The following is a 17,260-nucleotide window of genomic DNA, read 5'->3' as shown; positions in this document are numbered from 1 at the left end:
GGCGGGCGAAGCCCGTCCTTGACGCGGCGCGCGATCGAGAAACACTCAAAGAACGGGTCGGCGGCGAACCCTGACCCGAAAACACAGTCGCCAACCGAGCTCTCCCCAAGAAGAGGACTGTGTTGGTCTCGAAGCGACCAGCCCTAAGAGTCAGCGACCATCTCCACAAGCCGCCCCATCGCCCCGAGCTCAGCATCATGAACCCCCTCATCAGGAACGATGACAAGCGACCACAGCCGGTTCCCGACAGCGACGTTCCCGACGACGAGATCCCCGTCCTCGTGCGACTCGATACACACGAACGCCCGATCCCCGACATCCACAGGAGGTGGAGAAGCCAGGCAGTCCTCCCGGCTCGCATCGAGCCCAGCAGAGACAGACGTGTCGACCAGCGTCGTCACGAAGATCGCACCCCGATCGCTGGTATAGGTGCAGACGTCCTCGTCAGCGGTGTGGGACCAGGAGCCAGGGATGGCACGGGCGACCTGTTCAGGCTCGAAGAGACAGGGCCCGGAGGCCTCGACGGGTGAGGCGACGGGGCTGGGCCCGGGGCTGCCGCTGCTGGGCTCCCCGGATCCGCAGCCCGCGAGAGCGGTCGCCGAGAGGACAGCCGCGACGCTCAGCAGCTTCCTCGACACGTACGTCTCCTCGGGTTTCGGGGTTCCCCGCAGTTTCTCAGGTCACCCTCGGAAGCCCGCAACCGAGGTTCCGTCGGGTGCGGCCAGATCTGGGATCAACGCGCGGAGCCGAGCGAGCGCGTCGCTGGTCTGGGACTTGACGGTGCCGATCGAGACGCCGAGCGCGGCCGCGGTCTCGCGCTCGGTGAGGTCGTCGTAGTAGCGCAGGACGATGACGGCCCGCTGCCGGGGCGCGAGCCGCAGCAGCGCGTCCCGAACGGCGACGCTCGACGTCAGGTCCGGGCCGGTCGCCTCGCGATCGGGGAGGTGCTCGACCACGGTCTCCCGCCAGCGGCGGGTACGCCACCGGGTGGTGGCTTCCCGGGCGAGCACCTTGCGGACGTACGCCTCGGGGTTGTCCTTGATCCTGCCCCAGCTCGGCACCACCTTGATGAGCGTCGTCTGGACCAGGTCCTCGGCGTCGGCGGCCTGCCCGGTGAGGAGGAAGGCCGTACGCAGCAGGGCCGGGCGGCGTGCCGCGACGAAGTCCTCGAAGCTGTGGCTGTCAGCGTCCCACACGGCGCCTCCAGACGAGGATCGCGATCGCAGCGCCGGCGACGACCGCAGCCGCGGTGCCTGTGATCCTCCACGGAGACCAGGGCTCCGGCGGGTCCGGCTGGTCGCGGACCGGCGAGTCGAGGAGGTTGATCGCGAACCGGGCCTCGTCTGCGTTCCGGACGAACGTCGTCGTGGAGCCGTCACGAACGTCCACCGACAGAAGGTCGAGATGGGCTTCGTCGTCGGGACGTTCGGCGTAGGCGGCGAGGTGGGTCGCGTCCAGCCAGGCAACAACGCCAAGGCTCTGTAGGTCGATCGTGCGGGTGGTCCCGTCCTCGATGCCGACGAGCTCGACGGTGTCCGGCGTCGAGGATCCGGTGAGGAACGCGACCTTCGTCGCATCAGGGCTCAGGACGGCGAACATGCTGCCGCTCGTCCTCGACGCATCGGAGGTGCGCGTCCTGACCGATCGCGTCGAACCGTCGGCACCGATCAGAGTGCTCGTCCCGGTGCGCCGCTCGGTGTCGGCGCTGCCGTCGATGAGGGTCCCACGGCCGTTCGTGCTGGCCATCGTGACGTCGACCGACAGAGCGCTGGCCGTGCCGCTGGCCAGATCATGGACAAGGGTCCGGTTGGGGGTGGCGCTGCAACAGTCCCGCATCTGGCCGTACGTCACAGCCAGATGCCCAGGGTCGAACCAGACGAAGGCTTGGCTGCCGAGGCCATGCTGCGTCGACTGCACCCGTCGTCCGACCTTGCCGGTGACGGTGTCGTAGACGGCGTAACCGACGATCGGCGGCAGCTCAGAGAATGCGCTGCTGCTCGGCACTTTCGGACGTTCCGGGAGCGGATCGGGAACCGAGCCGGTGATCCAGTACGCCACGTGCCGGCCGTCGGGTGACAGCGCGGCATCACCGAGGTACTCCGGATTCGCGTCGGGAAGGTCGAGGAACCGGTAGTCGCCGGTGGTCGCCGAGACCCCGACCAGCCCACGTCCACGATCGACCCATCCCTCGCGCTCGGCCTCGATCGTCGCGATCAGGACCCCTGGCGGACCCTGCTCATCCGTCCCCGGGAGAAAGGGGCTAGGCGTGTAGATCCGTGCCGGGACGTACGTCTTCGTCTCGGTGTCCGCGACGGGCGGCTCGACCGCGCGTTGCTGCCAGGTCACCGACCCCAGAGCGATCAGCAGCACACAGGCGACAGCAGCGATGGCGACGGTGCCGACACGCCGCGTACGAGCCATCCGACGGCCACGACGCCACAGCTGCCCGGGCGGGGCACCGCCGGTGGGCGCCTCGCGGGCGAGTTCTTCGAGCAGGTCAGTCAGCACATCGGTCTCCACATCGGTCGTCCGATGGCTGACACGTATCGAGCCCGGCGAAAGGTTGGGTGCCGATTTGAACAGAATTGACGTGCGGACTTTGCTGGATTGGGCAGAATCACCCGGGTGACCTCTGAGATCAGAGAACGGCTCGCGGGACAGCACGTCCTGCTCACGGGCGTGACCGGATTCGTCGGGGAGGCCCTGCTGCACCTGCTGCTGACCGAGGTTCCGGACGTACGCCTCAGCGTGCTGGTGCGCCCCAAGGGATCGACCTCGGGGACCGACCGGATCGCGAAGCTGCTGGCCAAGCCGATCTTCGAGACGGTCGCCGACGCGCAGGTGAACGTCGTCGAGGGGGACCTCTCCGACCCGCCCGCGCTGCCGGACGATCTCGACGCGGTGGTGCACTCGGCGGGCGATGTGTCCTTCGACCCGCCGGTCGACGAAGGGTTCGTCACCAATGTCGTCGGCGTGCGGGAGCTGCTCAAGCGGGTCGAGGAGACCGGGCGCGACATCCACTACCTGCATGTCTCGACCGCCTATGTCTCCGGCCGGAGAAGGGGCCACATCCCCGAGGGGCCGGTCGACCACGCGGTGGACGTCGAGGCCGAGCTCACCTGGGGACTGGCGCAGCGGGCCGCCGTCGAGGAGCGTTCGCGCGGCGTCGAGGTCATCTCCAGACTGCGCAAGCAGGCCGAGCGCGAGCACGGCCGCGCGGGCCTGATGACCGCCGCCGCTGCCGCGGAGGAGGCGCGGAAGAAGTGGGTGAAGGACGAGCTCGTGCGCCTCGGCACCGAGCGGGCGCGCTCGCTCGGCTGGACCGACTGCTACACCTTCACCAAGGCGCTGGGGGAGCGGGTCGTCGAGGCCCACGCCGCCCGGGGCAACCGGGCCACGATCTACCGCCCGGCGATCATCGAGTCGGCCCTCACCCGCCCGCATCCGGGATGGATCGAGGGTTTCAAGATGGCCGAGCCGCTGATCCTCGCCTACGGGCGCGGCGAGCTCCCGCTCTTCCCGGCCGCCGCGGACACCGCCATCGACATCGTGCCCGTCGACCACGTGGTCGCCTCGATCGTCGCCTGCCTGGCCCACCCGCCCGCGCACGGCGATCCGGCCTACTTCCATCTCGCCTCGGGCGATCGCAACCCGGTGACGTTCGGGATGCTCTACGAGACCGTGCGGGCCTACTTCTCCAAGGAGCCGTTCGCGGCCGGCGACCGTGGCGCGGCGCGCCTGCCGGAGTGGACGTTCCCCGGCGGGGCCTCGGTCGAGCGGGTGATGGCGACCGGCGAGAAGGTGCACAAGATCGCCGACACGCTGCTCGGGCTGGCCCCGCGCAGCGACCGCACCCGCGGCTGGGCGCGCGACCTCGACCGGCAGGGCCGGCGACTGAAGTTCCTGCGGCGCTACCTGGACCTCTACAAGGAGTACGCCCAGGCCGATCTGCGCTTCGTCGACGCCAACACGCTCGCGCTCTACCGGTCGCTGTCGCCGGCCGACCAGGAGACCTTCGCCTTCGACACCGGCGTGATCGACTGGCACGAGTATCTCCACGACATCCACGTGCCGTCGGTGACCAAGCCGGTCCGCGAGCTCGACGAGCTCCGCAAGCTGCGCAAGAAGCCGGTTCCCGGGCGCATGCCGCGGATCTCGGCGACCTCGCCCACCGAGGAGAAGCGGGTCGCGGCCTTCTTCGACCTCGACGGCACCCTGATGTCCTCCAACGTGATCGAGACCTACCTGTGGCTGCGCCTCGGCGAGCTGTCGGGCACCAAGAAGGCCGCGGAGATCGCCCGGATGGCCGGCAAGGTCCCCAAGTACGTGTGGGCGGACCGTGCCGAGCGCAGCTCGCTGCTGCGTACGGTCTACAAGGAGTACGCCGGTGCGCGGCTCTCCGACCTGGACGGGATCGTCGACGAGCACCTGACCACGCACATCCTCGGGCGGCTGGCCCCGGACGCGGTCCGGCGGATCCGGGAGCACCGCGCCGCGGGGCACCTGACGGTGCTGGTCACCGGCGCGATCCGGCCGCTGACCCGGCCGCTGCTGCCGCTGTTCGACCACATCGAGGCGGCCGATCTGGCCGTCGACGACCGTGGCTACTGCACCGGCCACCTGGCCGCCTCGCCGCTGGTCGGGGAGTCGCGCGGGTCGTTCGTCCGCGAGTGGTCGCGTCGCGAGGGCATCTCGACGGCCGACTGCTTCGCCTACGCCGACTCGCACTCGGACCTCCCGTTGCTGGCGGCGGTCGGGCATCCGGTGGCGGTCCGGCCCGACGTACCTCTCTTCCGGCATGCCAAGAAGTCGCACTGGGCGATCGTCGACTGGGAGTCCCCGGGGCACGCGAGCCGCACGCTCGATCCGGCCGGGCTGCGCCGATGAGGAGGGGCTGAATGCTTGCGCTCGAGATGTACCGCAGTGTCGCCAAGACGGCGCTGGGCAAGGTCGCCGGCGGCCGGCTGCCGCTGCTGCTCACCGGGGCCGCGGCGCCGCTGCGGATGGTGACGCTGGACCCGCCGAAGGTCGAGCACGAGGGCTGGGCCCGCCTGCGGGTCTCGCTCTCCGGCATCTGCGGGTCAGACCTGGGGATGCTGTCGGGGAAGACCTCCCTCTACTTCCAGCCGCTGGTGAGCCTGCCGTTCGTGCCCGGCCACGAGATCGTCGGTGAGCTGCTCGACCCCTGCGGCGACCTGGAGGCCGGCACCCGCGTGGTCGTCGACCCGGTCCTGACCTGCGCCGCGCGCGGCCTGGAGGCGTGCGAGGCGTGTGCGCGGGGCGAGACCAACCGGTGCTCCCGGATCACCGTCGGCGACATCTCCTCCGGGCTGCAGACCGGGTTCTGCCACGACACCGGCGGCGGCTGGTCCCAGCAGCTCTCGGTGCACCGCTCGCAGCTGCATGTGGTGCCGGAGGGCTACTCCGACGAGCAGGCGCTGCTCGCCGAGCCGGTCGCCTGCGCGGTCCACACGGCGCGGCGGGCCGCGATCAAGCCGGGCGACCGGGTGCTCGTCTCGGGTGCCGGCTCGGTCGGCCTGCTGGCCACGCTGGCCCTGCGCGAGCTCACCGACGCCGGCGAGATCGTGGTCGTCGCCAAGCACGCCCACCAGCGCGAGCTGGCCATGGAGTTCGGCGCGACGGAGGTGGTCGCGCCGTCCGAGACGCTGCGCAGGATCCGCCGGGCGACCAGCGCTTTCATGCTCGAGCCGGAGATGCTCTCGTCCCCCTACCTGCTCGGCGGGGTGGACGTGACCGTCGACGCGGTCGGCTCCAAGGAGTCGCTGCAGACCTGCCTGCACGCCACCCGCGCAGGCGGCCGCGTGGTGCTCTCCGGGATGCCCGCCTCCGCCGATCTGTCCGCGGCCTGGTTCCGGGAGCTCGAGGTGGTCGGGACGTACGCCTCCTCGCGGGGGACCGGCGACTTCGCCACCGCGCTCGACCTGGTCGGCCACGACGCCATGTGCCGGCTCGCCAAGAGCGTCGCGCCCTACCCGCTCCACCGCTGGCGCGAGGCTCTCGACCATGCCCACTCAGCCGGTCGGCTCGGCACCGTCAAGGTGGCGTTCGACCCCCGCCGAACGAATTGAGCAGAGCCGTCTTGAAGAAGGAGAGTCATCGATGACACGCCCAGGCTTCGTGCTGGAGGTCGACGACCGTACGCCGCCCCTGCTCGTCCACGAGGGGCTCGGGTTCCGGCTGGAGGAGTTCCCGCAGGGCACCCGGGTGGTCTACCCGCCCGAGTCGCTGCCGACGGTGCCGGATGTCGAGGAGGCGATCCGGGAGGCCCTGGAGAACCCGGTCGACTCCGAGCCGCTGCGCGAGCTGATGTTCCCGGGGATGCGGCTGACCATCGCCTTCGACGACCTCTCCCTGCCGCTGCCCACCATGAAGGCGCCCGACATCCGGGGCCGGATCATCGAGCAGGTGCTCACGATCGCGGCCGAGAAGGGTGTCGACGACGTCGAGATCATCGCGGCGCTCGCCCTGCACCGCCGGATGACCGACGCCGAGATGAAGCACATCGTCGGTGAGCGCGTCTTCCGCAGCTTCGCGCCGCAGGGGCTGCTCTACAACCACGACGCCGAGGATCGCGCCAACCTCGAGCACATGGGCGTCACCGAGAAGGGCGAGGACGTCGAGATCAACAAGCGGGCGGCCACCTCCGACCTGCTGATCTACGTCAACGTCAACCTGGTCGCGATGGACGGCGGCCACAAGTCGGTCGGCATCGGGCTGGCGTCCTACAAGTCGATCAAGCACCACCACAACGCCAAGACGATGGTCCACTCGCGAAGCTTCATGGACCACAAGCACTCCGAGATGCACTCCTCGGCCTGGCGGATGGGCCGGCTGATCGGGGAGAACGTCAAGGTCTTCCAGATCGAGACGACGCTCGACAACGAGGTGTTCGGTCGCCCCTATGACACGCTCCTGAAGCGCGAGTGGGAGTGGTCGCTGCGCGACCAGGCCACCGTCCTGGGCCTGCGCCGCGGGCTGGCCGTGGCCCCGCAGAAGATGCGCCACAAGATGTTCCACGACCTGCGCTCCAACTACGGCCTGACCGGGATCACCGCCGGCGCCGTCGAGCCGGTCCACGAGCTCACCGTGCAGCGCGTCCACCAGCAGCAGCGGGTCAAGGTCGAGGGACAGTCCGACGTGATGGTGATGGGCGTGCCCTATCTGGGCCCCTACAACGTCAACTCGACCATGAACCCGATCCTGGCCGCTTGCATGGGCCTGGGCTACTACTTCAACTCCTACCTGCGGCAGCCGGTCGTGCGCGAGGGCGGCGTCGCGATCCTCTACCACCCGCTCGACGAGGGCTTCAACACCCTCACCCACCCCTCCTACGTGGACTTCTACGAGGAGGTGCTGGCCGACACGACCGATCCCGCCCTGATCGGGCCGAAGTTCGAGGAGCAGTTCGCCACCGATCCCTGGTACGTCCACCTCTACCGCACCTCGAACGCCTACCACGGCGTCCACCCGTTCTACATGTGGTACTGGATCGCGCACGCGCTCGACCACCTCGGCGATGTCATCTGGGTCGGCGGGAACCCGAAGGCGGCGGCTCGGATGGGCTTCCGGTCGGCCTCGACCCTGCGGGACGCGCTCGAGATGGCGTCCTCGACCGTCGGGCCGTCGCCGTCGATCACCTACCTGCGCAACCCTCCGCACCTGCTGGCGGACGTGCGATGAGCGAGCGTCAGCGAGTGAACGTTGGATCTTTCATCGGGCCGCGTCCGTATTCTGGCGCTTGCGCTACGGAGGTGGCCCGATGAGCTTCTGGAAGGACACCGCCCGCGACGTACGACTGTTTCAGCGGGGCTGGCGGTGGGGTCACCGGGCGCAGGTGCCGCGGTCGGCGGAGCCGTTCGTGCCGCCGGCGACGACGACGGTCTTCGACAACGAGTGGTCGCGGAGGCCAGCCGCGCGGGCGGTCCGGGAGGTCGCCCAGGCAGGGCTCGAGGCGGTCTTCCGGTCGCAGGTGAAGACCCAGGTCGAGGGCCTCGACGTGCTCGAGCGTCTCGACGGGCCGGTGATCTTCGTGGCCAACCACGCCTCCCACCTCGACACCCCGCTCATCCTGCTGTCGCTCCCGGACAGATGGCGGCGCAAGACCGCGGTGGCGGCCGCGGCCGACTACTTCTTCGACACCTGGTGGCGGGCGGTGGGCTCCTCGCTGGTCTTCAACACGCTGCCGATCGACCGCCGCGGCGGCGCGCTCGCGAACGCGCCGGGGGAGGTGCTCGCCGACGGCTGGTCGCTGGTCGTTTTCCCCGAGGGCACCCGGTCCAAGGACGGCACCGTCGGCCGGTTCCGGTCCGGTGCCGCCTACCTGGCCATCGAGTACGGCGTCCCGGTCGTCCCGATCGCCCACCGTGGCACCTATGCGGCGATGCCGCGCGGGGTGAACTGGCCCGGCAAGGACTCCTCCGGGGGTCGCCGTCAGCTGACCGTACGTTTCGGGGAGCCGCTCCGCCCGGCCGAAGGCGAGTCGATGCGCGAGTTCGCGCCCCGGATCAGGGCGGCGGTGGCCAGGCTGCTCGACGAGGACGCCACCGACTGGTACGCCTCGATGCGCCGCGCCGCGGAGTCACGCACGCCCGATCCCGCCGGTGAGGAGATCGCGGAGTGGCGCAAGGTCTGGGCGGCCACGGAGTCTCCCGACACCGAGCCCGACAAGATCCGGGCCTGGCGCCGCTGAGCCGCTGCCGCTGAGGCGGGTCAGGACCAGCGCAGCAGGGCGGCGACCGGTGCGCCGCCGAGCACGCTGGCGGGCAGGACGGACACCTCGGCGTCGGTGAGGACCGCCGCGGCGATGAGCGCCTCGTCGGCGTCGACCGGACCGGAGACGGGGGCCTCGCCGAAGGTGAGACCGGGGTGGTCCGCCGGGTCGAGGGTGTGTCCGGCGAGCGCGTCGGGGTCGATCAGCAGCGTCTCGACGCGGCCGGTGACGAAGGCGTCGGCGACGTCGCGAATCCCGGTGGCCGCGCGGTCGCCCCGGCCCCAGGCCTGCTCGAGCCGTCCGACGAGCGCGGTGCGGCGGCGTACGACACGGTCGAGCAGCGCGCTGCGGATCGCGTCGTCGCGAGCCAGGTCGCCGCCGTCCTCGGCACGCTGGCCGCTCGCCAGCTCGACCACCTCGACCGGTTGGCCGGCGAGGTCCTCCTGCAGCCGGGCGACCGAGGTCGGGTCGCCGCCGACGAGCACGAGGTCGTGGCCGTGGTCGCGGATCAGCCGGGTCACCTCCTCGGCCACCTTGTCGGCGTTGTGGCGCCAGACGTTGTCGGTGGTCTGCTGCATGCGGTAGGCGGCCCAGCCGACGTTGTCGCGGACCTTGTGCACGTGCTCGAGCTCGTCGCCCTCGACGGTGGTCGTGTCCGTGGGCCGGGGCATCCCCGAGTCCCACAGCGAGATCTCGCCGCCGGCGTGGTCGACCATGACCAGCACGAACGGCATCGAGGCGTCACGGGCGGCGATCCAGGAGCCCAGGTCGGGCAGTGCGTCCCAGGTAGCGACCTGGTTCGGGACCTCGGCGACGGCCACCTCGTCGAAGGCGATCCCCTCGGGCGTCGCGACGACGACGTGCGCCAGCGGCGCGGGCTGGTGCAGGTTCGTCTCCAGCCGCTCGGAGACCTGTGCCACGACCTCCGGCGGAGCGCCCTGTGCAGAGAGCTCCTCGCAGACCGCGCGTACGCGCAGCTCCTTGGCGTGGGCCGCGTTCTCCGAGTCCTGGCTGACATCGGCCAGCACGGTGGCGTACGGACCTGGGCGGTTCAACAGGGTGGTGAATCCAGCGGTGTCCATACCGGTGTGGTACCCACCGACGGGGGATCTGACACGGGCTTTGATCAGCTGGCTGCGCAGGTCACCTCGGTGACGTGCCACTCCTCGTCCTTGCCCTTCCCGGAGCGGGTCACGACGAGGGTGAACACCGACCGGCCGCCGTCCGGGGTCAGCTCCACCGTGGCGCCGGTCTCAGTGAGATCGGTGGAGGTGATGCGTACCTTCTCCAGGTGGCCGCGGGCGTCGGCGGTCTTCTCGGTCGGCGGGGTCTGGACCGAGGGGCAGGCCCGGGCCCACTGCGCCACCAGCTCCGGCTTCGCCTCGACCGCGGTCCAGCTCGTCGTCCGGGCGAACCGGCTGGCGGCGGTCTCGGCCTGATCGGTGGCGTGCTCGCGGAAGCGGGAGCGCGAGTAGCCGTAGCCGGCCACGGAGATCAGCACCCCGACCAGGACCAGGACACCGACCTTGAGCGCGATCTCGCGCCACTCGCTGCTCTGCACGGGACGTTCCTACCACCCGGCGCCTCAGGACCCGAACCGGCTCGCGGATGAGAGAGCTCTCATGGTCGTCTCACGATCACCTCACCGCCGGCCGAGATGGTTCTTGCATGGCGCCGGGAACACCCGGGGCAGAACCGAGAGGACGAATGATGAAGAAGCTTCCGATGTTGCTGGCGACCGGGCTGGTCGGTGTCGTCGCGGCCGGTGCGATCACCTTCCAGAGCGCTGCCGCGGACGACGACTTCGCCAAGCGTGAGGAGAAGGTGGGTACGCAGGTGACCACCGTCGACGACGTGGACGACGACGATGCGGACGACGCTGTCGATGTCACCCGCGACGACGCCGGGAACGACACCGTGACCAACGGCACCGGGGTCACCCGGGCGACCAAGGACGCCACGCGGGACAACACGCGCGACAACACGCGGGACAACACCAAGGACGACAACACCCGCGACGACACCAACGACCGGACCAGGGACTGAGCTACACGATGACCGACACCTGGGGCATCGTCCAGGGTGACGCGATCACCCCCGAGCTGACCGCGATGCGGCTGCTCGGGGGCGGCTCGTCGTACGAGGCCTTCCTGGCCTTCGACGAGGTCACCTACGGTCCGGTCGTGGCCAAGGTGCTGCGACCGGGGCTGGTCGGCAGCGAGACCAGCCGCAACGCGCTGCGGCGCGAGACCGACGCGCTGACGAAGCTGAAGCATCCCGTCCTCGTCCGCGGTCTGCGCGAGGACCTCGACGGCGAGCGCCCGTACGTCGTGATGGAGCACGTCGAGGGCCCGCGGCTCTCGACCCTGATCCGCCGCCACGGGCGCCTCTCGGAGCAGCAGTACCTGCCGCTGGCGCTCGACCTCGCCTCGGCTCTGCACTACCTGCGCCGCTCCGGCTGGGTGCACCTCGACATCAAGCCGAGCAACCTGATCATGGGCTCGCCGGCCCGGCTGATCGACCTCTCCGTGGCCCGGCCCGCCGCTGCGGCCGCTGCGCTCCGCCACGAGATCGGGACCGACGCCTACATGGCCCCCGAGCAGTGCCTGCCCGGCGAGCGCGGCGAGGTCGGCAACGCCTCCGACGTCTGGGCCCTCGGCGCGACCCTCTTCCACGCCGTCACCGGCGAACGCCCCTTCCCTCATGGCGACCCTTCTGCCGCGGACCGCACCGAGCGCTACCCCCAGCTCGTCTCCCGCCCCGCCGCCCTCCCCAGACGTACGCCGCCCGAGATCGTCAAGGTCATCGACGCGTGCCTCGCCCCCGATGCCGGTGACCGCCCCGCGCCGGGCGAGATCGCCGAGACGGTCTCGCCCGCGCTCGAGCGGCTTCCGCGCGCCTCGCTGGGCGGGCTGCGGATCAGCTGATCCCCGAGCCGGCGCAGGCCCGGGTCAGGGCTGGAAGCGGTAGCCCATGCCGCGGACGGTCTCGACCCGGGCCGAGCCGAGCTTCTTGCGCAGGTAGCCGACGTAGACGTCGACGACGTTGGAGCCGGGGTCGAAGTCCATGCCCCAGGCCAGGTCGAGCAGTTGGGCGCGGGAGAGCACCTGTCCCGGATGCCGCAGCAGCACCTCGGCCAGCGCGAACTCGCGGGCGGAGAGGTCGGTCTCGCGTCCGTCGACCCGCAGCCGCCGCGTACGCAGGTCCAGGCCCACCGAACCCGAGCGGAGCTCGCCGACCTCGGCGTCGGTGTTGTCCTGCTGCCGCAGGCGTACGTTGATCCGGGCCCGCAGCTCGGCGAAGCGGAACGGCTTGGCCAGGTAGTCGTCGGCGCCGCCCTCGAGCGCGGAGACGGTGTCGTGCACCGAGTCGCGGGCGGTCAGTACGACCACCGGCATCCGGGAACCCTGGGCGCGGAGCTGGTCGAGCACCTCGAAGCCGTCGATGGTCGGGAGGCCGATGTCGAGCACCATCAGGTCGAAGGCGCCGCTGAGCGCCTCCTCGAGTCCTTCGAGCCCGTCAGCGACGGTGCTGACCTGGTGGCCGTCGGCGCCGAGGCCCTTGGCGAGGAACGCCGCGATGCGGTCCTCGTCCTCGACGATCAGGATGCGGGCCATGCCTCTCCTTCGGTGCGTGCCGGCAGGGTGATGGTGAAGCGGGCGCCGGTCGGCGTCGCGTCCTCGACGCCGACGGTGCCGCCGTGGGCGGTGGCGATGGCGGAGACGATGGCCAGCCCGAGGCCGAGCCCGGGCCGCTCGCCCGAGCCGGTCTCGGTGCCGCGCGCGAACCGCTCGAAGATCCGGTCGCGGTCCTCGGCGGGTACGCCGGGCCCGGTGTCGCGCACCCACAGCCGCAGGGCGCCGTCGACGGTCGCCGAGCCGACCGCGATCCGGTCGCCGGGCGCGGTGTGGCCGACCGCGTTGTCGCACAGCTGCAGCATCGCCTGGGTGACCCGCTGCGGGTCGAGGCGCCAGGTGCCGGGCGTGGCCGCGTCGAGGTGCCAGTCGCGGTCGGCGAGCGCACTCGCCTTGGCGAGGATGTCCTCGGTGAGGGTGTCGACGTCGACCTCCTCCAGGGTGAGGAAGTCGGGGCGGTCGTGCTTGGCCAGCAGGATCAGGTCGCCGACCAGCCGGCTCATCCGGTCGATCTCGTCGAGCGCCAGCCGCCGGGTCTGCTCGACCTCGGCCGGGTCGGACTCGTCGAGGAGCTCGAGGTGGCCGCCGATGATGGTCAGCGGCGTACGCAGCTCGTGACCGGCGTCGTCGAGGAACTGCCGCTGGTCGGTGAACGCCTGCTCCAGGCGGGCCAGCATGTCGTTGAAGTTCCTGGTCAGGGCCGAGATGTCGTCGTTGCCCGACTCGGGCAGGCGGGCGGAGAGGTCGGTGGCGCCGATCGCGCCGGTGGCCTGCCGCAGCCGGGTCAGCGGCGCCAGCAGCCGCCCTGACTGCCAGGCCGCGACCAGGGTGACGAGCAGGGCGAGGAGTCCGGCCACGATCGTGTAGGTCCGCATCGTGCTGCGCAGCTCGGAGCGGTCCTCGTCGAGGTAGGAGACGACCAGGAGGGCACCCTCGGTGGTGCCCGTGGCGGTGTCCTGGCGCACCGGCTGGCTGGTGATGCGTACCTCGCCGTCGGCGGTGTCGAGGTACGTCGTCCCACCGTCGACGACCAGGTCGGCGACGGCGGCGCTGAACCGCGCCGTGGAGACCAGCGGGTCCTCGGGGAAGTGCGCGCGCGGCCGGCCGTCGACCCAGGCGACCAAGAGCTCGTCGTCGTCGGGCACGTTGCGGCTCAGGAACGTCCGCAGCAGTCCCTCCACGTCGTACGGGGCCCTGGTCTCGGGGTCGATGCCCTCGGTGCGGAGCCGGGAGAACTCGTCGAGCTCCTGCTCCATCTCGCGCGTGGTCGCGGCATCGACCCGGCCGAGCTCGACGGCGTAGACGATGAGCCCCGCGCCGGCCAGGGCGAGGGTGACCAGGAGGGCGACCGAGGCGGTGATCCGGGCGCGTACGGATAGCCCCCGGCGGCGTGGGTCAGTCGTCGTCATGGCGGTCGTCGTGGTCATCGTCGTCATCATCATCGTCGACGGGACCAGGGGTGACGACCGGGACACCCGAGGGATCCGTGCTCGGGGACGATCCGGTGGTCGGCGAGGACGGCGAAACAGACTGCGAGGGCAGCACGACGGGCTCGCGCGGCGGCGGGTCGTTCTCGGAGGCGCCCGCGAAGGAGCCGGCCAGGTAGACGCCGACCGCCACCAGGACGACCAGCGGCAGGACGATTTTCAGGGTGCGGGACATGACCCTCCGATAGTGCCTGACCACCTGTCCGATGTGGGGGTCCATGAGAGACCTCTCATGGATACAGTGATCCGGGTCACCACTTGCACCTGGAGGTAACGCCCGTGTTCGTCCCGTTCAGCGTCAACGACTTCATCGACCGTGCCGCATCCGTCTACGGCGAGCGGGTGGGCGTCGTCGACGAGCCTGACCAGCCGGCCGCGTCCCTCGGGGAGGTGACGTACGCCGAGATGAAGTCGCTCGCGAAGCGGATGGCAGCGAAGCTCGACGAGCTCGGCATCGGCGTGGGGGAGCGGGTCGCGATCGTCTCCCACAACTCCGCCCGGCTGCTGACCGCCTTCTACGGCGTCGCCGGCTACGGCCGCATCTTGGTGCCCGTCAACTTCCGGCTCCGGCCCGACGAGGTCTCCTACATCGTGGAGCAGTCCGGCGCCTCGGTGCTCTGGGTCGACCCGGAGGTCGACGAAGCGCTGAAGGACGTGACCGCCAAGCACCGGTTCGTGCTCGGCGACGACGCCAACCTCTACGCCGCCGAGGGCGTCGAGCCGACGCCGTGGGAGCCCGACGAGAACGCGACCGCGACGATCAACTACACCTCCGGCACCACCGCCCGGCCCAAGGGCGTGCAGATCACCCACCGCAACATCTGGACCAACGCGCTGACCTTCGGGCTCCACGCCGGGCTGACCGACCGTGACGTCTACCTGCACACGCTGCCGATGTTCCACGCCAACGGCTGGGGCATGCCGTTCGCCGCGACCGGCCTCGGCATCAAGCACATCGTGCTGCGCAAGGTCGACGGGATGGAGATCCTGCGCCGCGTACGCGACCACGGGGTCAGCTACATGTGCGCCGCTCCCGCGGTGGCGGCGGCCGTGCTCGACGCGCTGCCGCAGTGGCAGGAGACCGAGGGCGAGATCCCGGGGCGCGACCGGGTGCGGATCATCATGGCCGGTGCCCCGCCGCCCACGAAGACGGTCGTCCGCGTCCAGGAGGAACTCGGCTGGGAGTTCATCCAGATCTACGGCCTCACCGAGACCTCGCCGCTGCTGACCATCAACCGCACCCGCGCCGAGTGGGACGACCTCGACCCGATGGAGCGCGCCGCGAAGCTCACCCGCGCCGGTGCGCCCGCGATCGGGGTGAGCCTCGACATCTCGCCCGACAAGGAGGTCCTGGCCCGCTCCAACGTGGTGCTCGAGGGCTACTGGGAGAAGCCGGAGGAGACCGAGAAGGCGCTGGCCGACGGGTGGTTCCACACCGGCGACGGCGGCAGCATCGGCGACGACGGCTACCTCACCATCTCCGACCGGATCAAGGACGTCATCATCACCGGCGGCGAGAACGTCTCGAGCGCCGAGGTCGAGGACGTCCTCTTCCTGCACCCCTCGGTCGCCGAGGTGGCCGTCATCGGCATCCCCAGCGAGAAGTGGGGTGAGACCATCCTCGCCCTCGTCGTCCTCGCCGAGGGCGCGGAGGCGACCCAGGAGGAGCTGATCGCCTGGTGCAAGGAACGCGCCGCCGGCTACAAGGCGCCGACCGTCGTCGAGTTCCGCGACTCCCTCGCCCGTACGGCGACCGGCAAGCTGCAGAAGTTCAAGCTCCGCGAGCCCTACTGGGGCGACCGCGACCGCAAGGTCAACTGATCCGCCGACCCGGCGCGTCTGCCCCATAGATTCACGCCGAGTCGGCGCATCTGTCCCGCACACCTGGGACAGTTGCGCCGACTCGGCGGGTCAGCGGGACAAATGCGCCGAGTCGGCGGGTCGGGACTCTTGGAGGAGGTTGCTGACCTCCGTCAGGAGGAGCTCGGTCTCGTCGTCGGCGCCCGGAGGTGGGATGTACGCGGCCAGGCGGCGAGGGTCGTCCTCCGGCAGCGACGCGATCAGGATGCGGCGGGGGTGGGCGGAGCCGCCGGTGACGAGGTACTTCTGGCCGGGACGTACGCGGCTTGCCTCCTCGACCACCGACCGGGCTCGCGCCTCGGGGTCGTCGGTGGGCTCGGCAGCCGCGGCCGGGGTGTCGGCGAGCGCTTCCCGGACGACGCGGCGCGGGTCGTAGCGGCGTACGTCCAAGGCTTCCAGCTCCGCATGCGAGATGCCGATCTCGGTCGCCGCCCGGGCCTTGGCGGCTTCGACGAAGCCCCGGAAGGAACGGATCAGCTCGGCGAGGCGGTGGGCGTGGATCGGCAGCCGCTGTGGGCCGATCACGAGGCCCGCGATGACCGCGACGAGGAACAGCTTCTCAATGCTCAGGCCGAACACGGCGGGGCCTTCCTACGGTCGTGGAGGTGGGTGATGATGACGGCGGCGGTGAACAGGCCTGCCATCGGCGCTGCGACGAGGAACATCGACAGGACGTCGGCGGCCGGCGTCACCAGCGCGCTGAACAGGACGATGACGACCACGATGGCGCGCCAGCTGCGCCACAGCGTCTGCGAGGGGAGCAGGCCGAGCAGGTTGAGCACGACCACGAAGACCGGCAGCACGAACGCGACTCCGATGGCGAGGACCATCTTCATCACGAAGTCGACGTAGTAGCCGGCGTTGAGGATGGTGCTGTCCTCGGTCGAGGAGAAGCCGGCGAGCATCTCGACCATGTGCGGGAAGAGCAGGAACCCGAACGCGCAGCCCGCGGCGAACAGCGGGATCGCGGCCGCGAGGAACCCGACGGTGTAGCGGCGCTCCCGGCGGGTCAGCCCCGGGGTGGCGTACCCGAAGAGCTCGGCCAGCCACACCGGGCTGGAACCGATCACGCCGGCGAAGAGCGCGATCTTGAGCTTGAGGTCGAAGGCGCCGGTCACCGTGTCGTAGTTGAGGCTGGCGTCCTGCGACTGCGCGATCTGCTCGATCGGGGAGCGCAGGACCTCCAGGATCTGGTCGGAGAGCCAGAAGCCGACGGCCACCCCGATGAGGAGGGCCACCACCGCACGGGTCCCACGCCTGCTCGCCTCGCGCAGGTGGCCGGCGACGGGCATGGTCCCCCGCGCGACGGTGGCGGTGGTCATGACGCCCTGCGGTCGGCCACGGCCTCGACGGTCGCGGGCTGCGGCTCGGCGGCGGCCGCGGCGTCGTGGGTCTCGTCCTTGAGGATGCGTACGGACTGGCCGACGCTGCGGGCGAGGGCTGGCAGCTTCGCCGAGCCGAAGACGAGCAGGATGATGGCGAGGATGACGAGGGCGTGCCAGCCCGTGAGGTTCTGCAACATGATGATCTCCTGGATGATGGTCTGG

Annotated in this window: 18 protein-coding genes; 7 read left to right on the top strand and 11 right to left on the bottom strand. The window is 70.6% G+C overall.

Annotated features, from left to right (window positions below; translation table 11 throughout):
- Positions 1-143: 143 nt before the first annotated feature.
- From UG56_RS25815 to UG56_RS25805, 3 genes are read right to left on the bottom strand one after another with little or no spacing between them, the layout of a single operon-like run.
- Positions 144-638, bottom strand: a complete 495-nt coding sequence (locus tag UG56_RS25815) for a hypothetical protein (protein ID WP_045550770.1) — start codon at positions 636-638, stop codon at positions 144-146.
- Positions 639-680: 42 nt separating this feature from the next.
- Positions 681-1,196: a SigE family RNA polymerase sigma factor gene (locus UG56_RS25810; protein WP_045550771.1), complete on the bottom strand. Its 516-nt coding sequence runs from the start codon at positions 1,194-1,196 to the stop codon at positions 681-683.
- Entirely contained in the window at positions 1,183-2,508 is a 1,326-nt protein-coding gene (locus UG56_RS25805) for a hypothetical protein (protein WP_143055201.1), read from the bottom strand. The genes UG56_RS25810 and UG56_RS25805 overlap by 14 nt, the downstream gene beginning before the upstream one ends.
- A gap of 117 nt (positions 2,509-2,625) precedes the next feature.
- Here UG56_RS25805 and UG56_RS25800 point away from each other — a divergent pair, with 117 nt between their 5' ends.
- From UG56_RS25800 to UG56_RS25785, 4 genes are all read left to right on the top strand, one after another.
- Positions 2,626-4,887, top strand: coding sequence for an HAD-IB family hydrolase (locus tag UG56_RS25800; RefSeq protein ID WP_256206907.1), 2,262 nt, complete (start codon positions 2,626-2,628; stop codon positions 4,885-4,887).
- 11 nt (positions 4,888-4,898) lie between these two features.
- Positions 4,899-6,089, top strand: a complete 1,191-nt coding sequence (locus UG56_RS25795) for a zinc-dependent alcohol dehydrogenase (RefSeq protein ID WP_045550774.1) — start codon at positions 4,899-4,901, stop codon at positions 6,087-6,089.
- Between the two features lie 31 nt (positions 6,090-6,120).
- Positions 6,121-7,701 (top strand): lactate racemase domain-containing protein, encoded by a 1,581-nt coding sequence (locus UG56_RS25790; protein WP_045550775.1) that lies wholly within the window; start codon positions 6,121-6,123, stop codon positions 7,699-7,701.
- Between the two features lie 79 nt (positions 7,702-7,780).
- Entirely contained in the window at positions 7,781-8,710 is a 930-nt protein-coding gene (locus tag UG56_RS25785) for a lysophospholipid acyltransferase family protein (protein WP_045550776.1), read from the top strand.
- Positions 8,711-8,730: 20 nt separating this feature from the next.
- Here the strand turns inward: UG56_RS25785 and UG56_RS25780 are convergent, their stop codons facing one another.
- Both UG56_RS25780 and UG56_RS25775 read right to left on the bottom strand, forming a co-directional pair.
- A complete protein-coding gene (locus tag UG56_RS25780; protein WP_143055200.1) occupies positions 8,731-9,813 on the bottom strand; it encodes a baeRF2 domain-containing protein in 1,083 nt (360 codons plus the stop codon).
- A 44-nt stretch (positions 9,814-9,857) separates the two neighbouring features.
- Positions 9,858-10,292, bottom strand: coding sequence for a hypothetical protein (locus tag UG56_RS25775; protein ID WP_045550649.1), 435 nt, complete (start codon positions 10,290-10,292; stop codon positions 9,858-9,860).
- Between the two features lie 149 nt (positions 10,293-10,441).
- On the opposite strand from UG56_RS25775, the gene UG56_RS25770 reads away from it, so the two are divergent.
- Together UG56_RS25770 and UG56_RS25765 are read left to right on the top strand one after the other, a co-directional pair.
- Positions 10,442-10,777, top strand: coding sequence for a hypothetical protein (locus UG56_RS25770; RefSeq protein WP_071327339.1), 336 nt, complete (start codon positions 10,442-10,444; stop codon positions 10,775-10,777).
- An 8-nt stretch (positions 10,778-10,785) separates the two neighbouring features.
- Positions 10,786-11,658, top strand: a complete 873-nt coding sequence (locus UG56_RS25765) for a serine/threonine-protein kinase (RefSeq protein ID WP_045550647.1) — start codon at positions 10,786-10,788, stop codon at positions 11,656-11,658.
- 24 nt (positions 11,659-11,682) lie between these two features.
- On the opposite strand, the gene UG56_RS25760 is transcribed toward UG56_RS25765, so the two are convergent.
- The 3 genes from UG56_RS25760 to UG56_RS25750 are packed head-to-tail and all read right to left on the bottom strand — an operon-like array spanning position 11,683 to position 14,028.
- The gene (locus UG56_RS25760; protein ID WP_045550646.1) at positions 11,683-12,348 is read right to left on the bottom strand and encodes a response regulator transcription factor; all 666 of its coding nucleotides are present in this window, start codon (positions 12,346-12,348) and stop codon (positions 11,683-11,685) included.
- Positions 12,333-13,793, bottom strand: coding sequence for a sensor histidine kinase (locus tag UG56_RS25755; RefSeq protein WP_052693955.1), 1,461 nt, complete (start codon positions 13,791-13,793; stop codon positions 12,333-12,335). The genes UG56_RS25760 and UG56_RS25755 overlap by 16 nt, the downstream gene beginning before the upstream one ends.
- Positions 13,762-14,028: a small secreted hydrophilic protein gene (locus UG56_RS25750; RefSeq protein WP_143055199.1), complete on the bottom strand. Its 267-nt coding sequence runs from the start codon at positions 14,026-14,028 to the stop codon at positions 13,762-13,764. Before UG56_RS25750 ends, UG56_RS25755 begins: the two co-directional genes overlap by 32 nt.
- Before the next feature lie 104 nt (positions 14,029-14,132).
- On the opposite strand from UG56_RS25750, the gene UG56_RS25745 reads away from it, so the two are divergent.
- Complete coding sequence (locus UG56_RS25745) at positions 14,133-15,674, top strand: AMP-binding protein (protein ID WP_045550644.1); 1,542 nt, start codon at positions 14,133-14,135, stop codon at positions 15,672-15,674.
- Positions 15,675-15,764: 90 nt separating this feature from the next.
- On the opposite strand, the gene UG56_RS25740 is transcribed toward UG56_RS25745, so the two are convergent.
- The 3 genes from UG56_RS25740 to UG56_RS25730 are packed head-to-tail and all read right to left on the bottom strand — an operon-like array spanning position 15,765 to position 17,235.
- Positions 15,765-16,292: a Sec-independent protein translocase subunit TatA/TatB gene (locus UG56_RS25740; RefSeq protein WP_071327338.1), complete on the bottom strand. Its 528-nt coding sequence runs from the start codon at positions 16,290-16,292 to the stop codon at positions 15,765-15,767.
- The gene (gene tatC / locus UG56_RS25735; protein ID WP_045550643.1) at positions 16,280-17,035 is read right to left on the bottom strand and encodes a twin-arginine translocase subunit TatC; all 756 of its coding nucleotides are present in this window, start codon (positions 17,033-17,035) and stop codon (positions 16,280-16,282) included. Before tatC ends, UG56_RS25740 begins: the two co-directional genes overlap by 13 nt.
- Complete coding sequence (locus UG56_RS25730; protein WP_045550642.1) at positions 17,032-17,235, bottom strand: Sec-independent protein translocase subunit TatA/TatB; 204 nt, start codon at positions 17,233-17,235, stop codon at positions 17,032-17,034. Before UG56_RS25730 ends, tatC begins: the two co-directional genes overlap by 4 nt.
- Positions 17,236-17,260: the final 25 nt, after the last annotated feature.

Origin of the sequence: Nocardioides luteus (assembly GCF_000960475.2) — a bacterium.
Lineage (GTDB): Bacteria > Actinomycetota > Actinomycetes > Propionibacteriales > Nocardioidaceae > Nocardioides > Nocardioides luteus_A.
The sequence above is the reverse complement of the archived record's forward strand: the minus strand, read 5'-3'. Positions and strand labels throughout refer to the sequence as shown.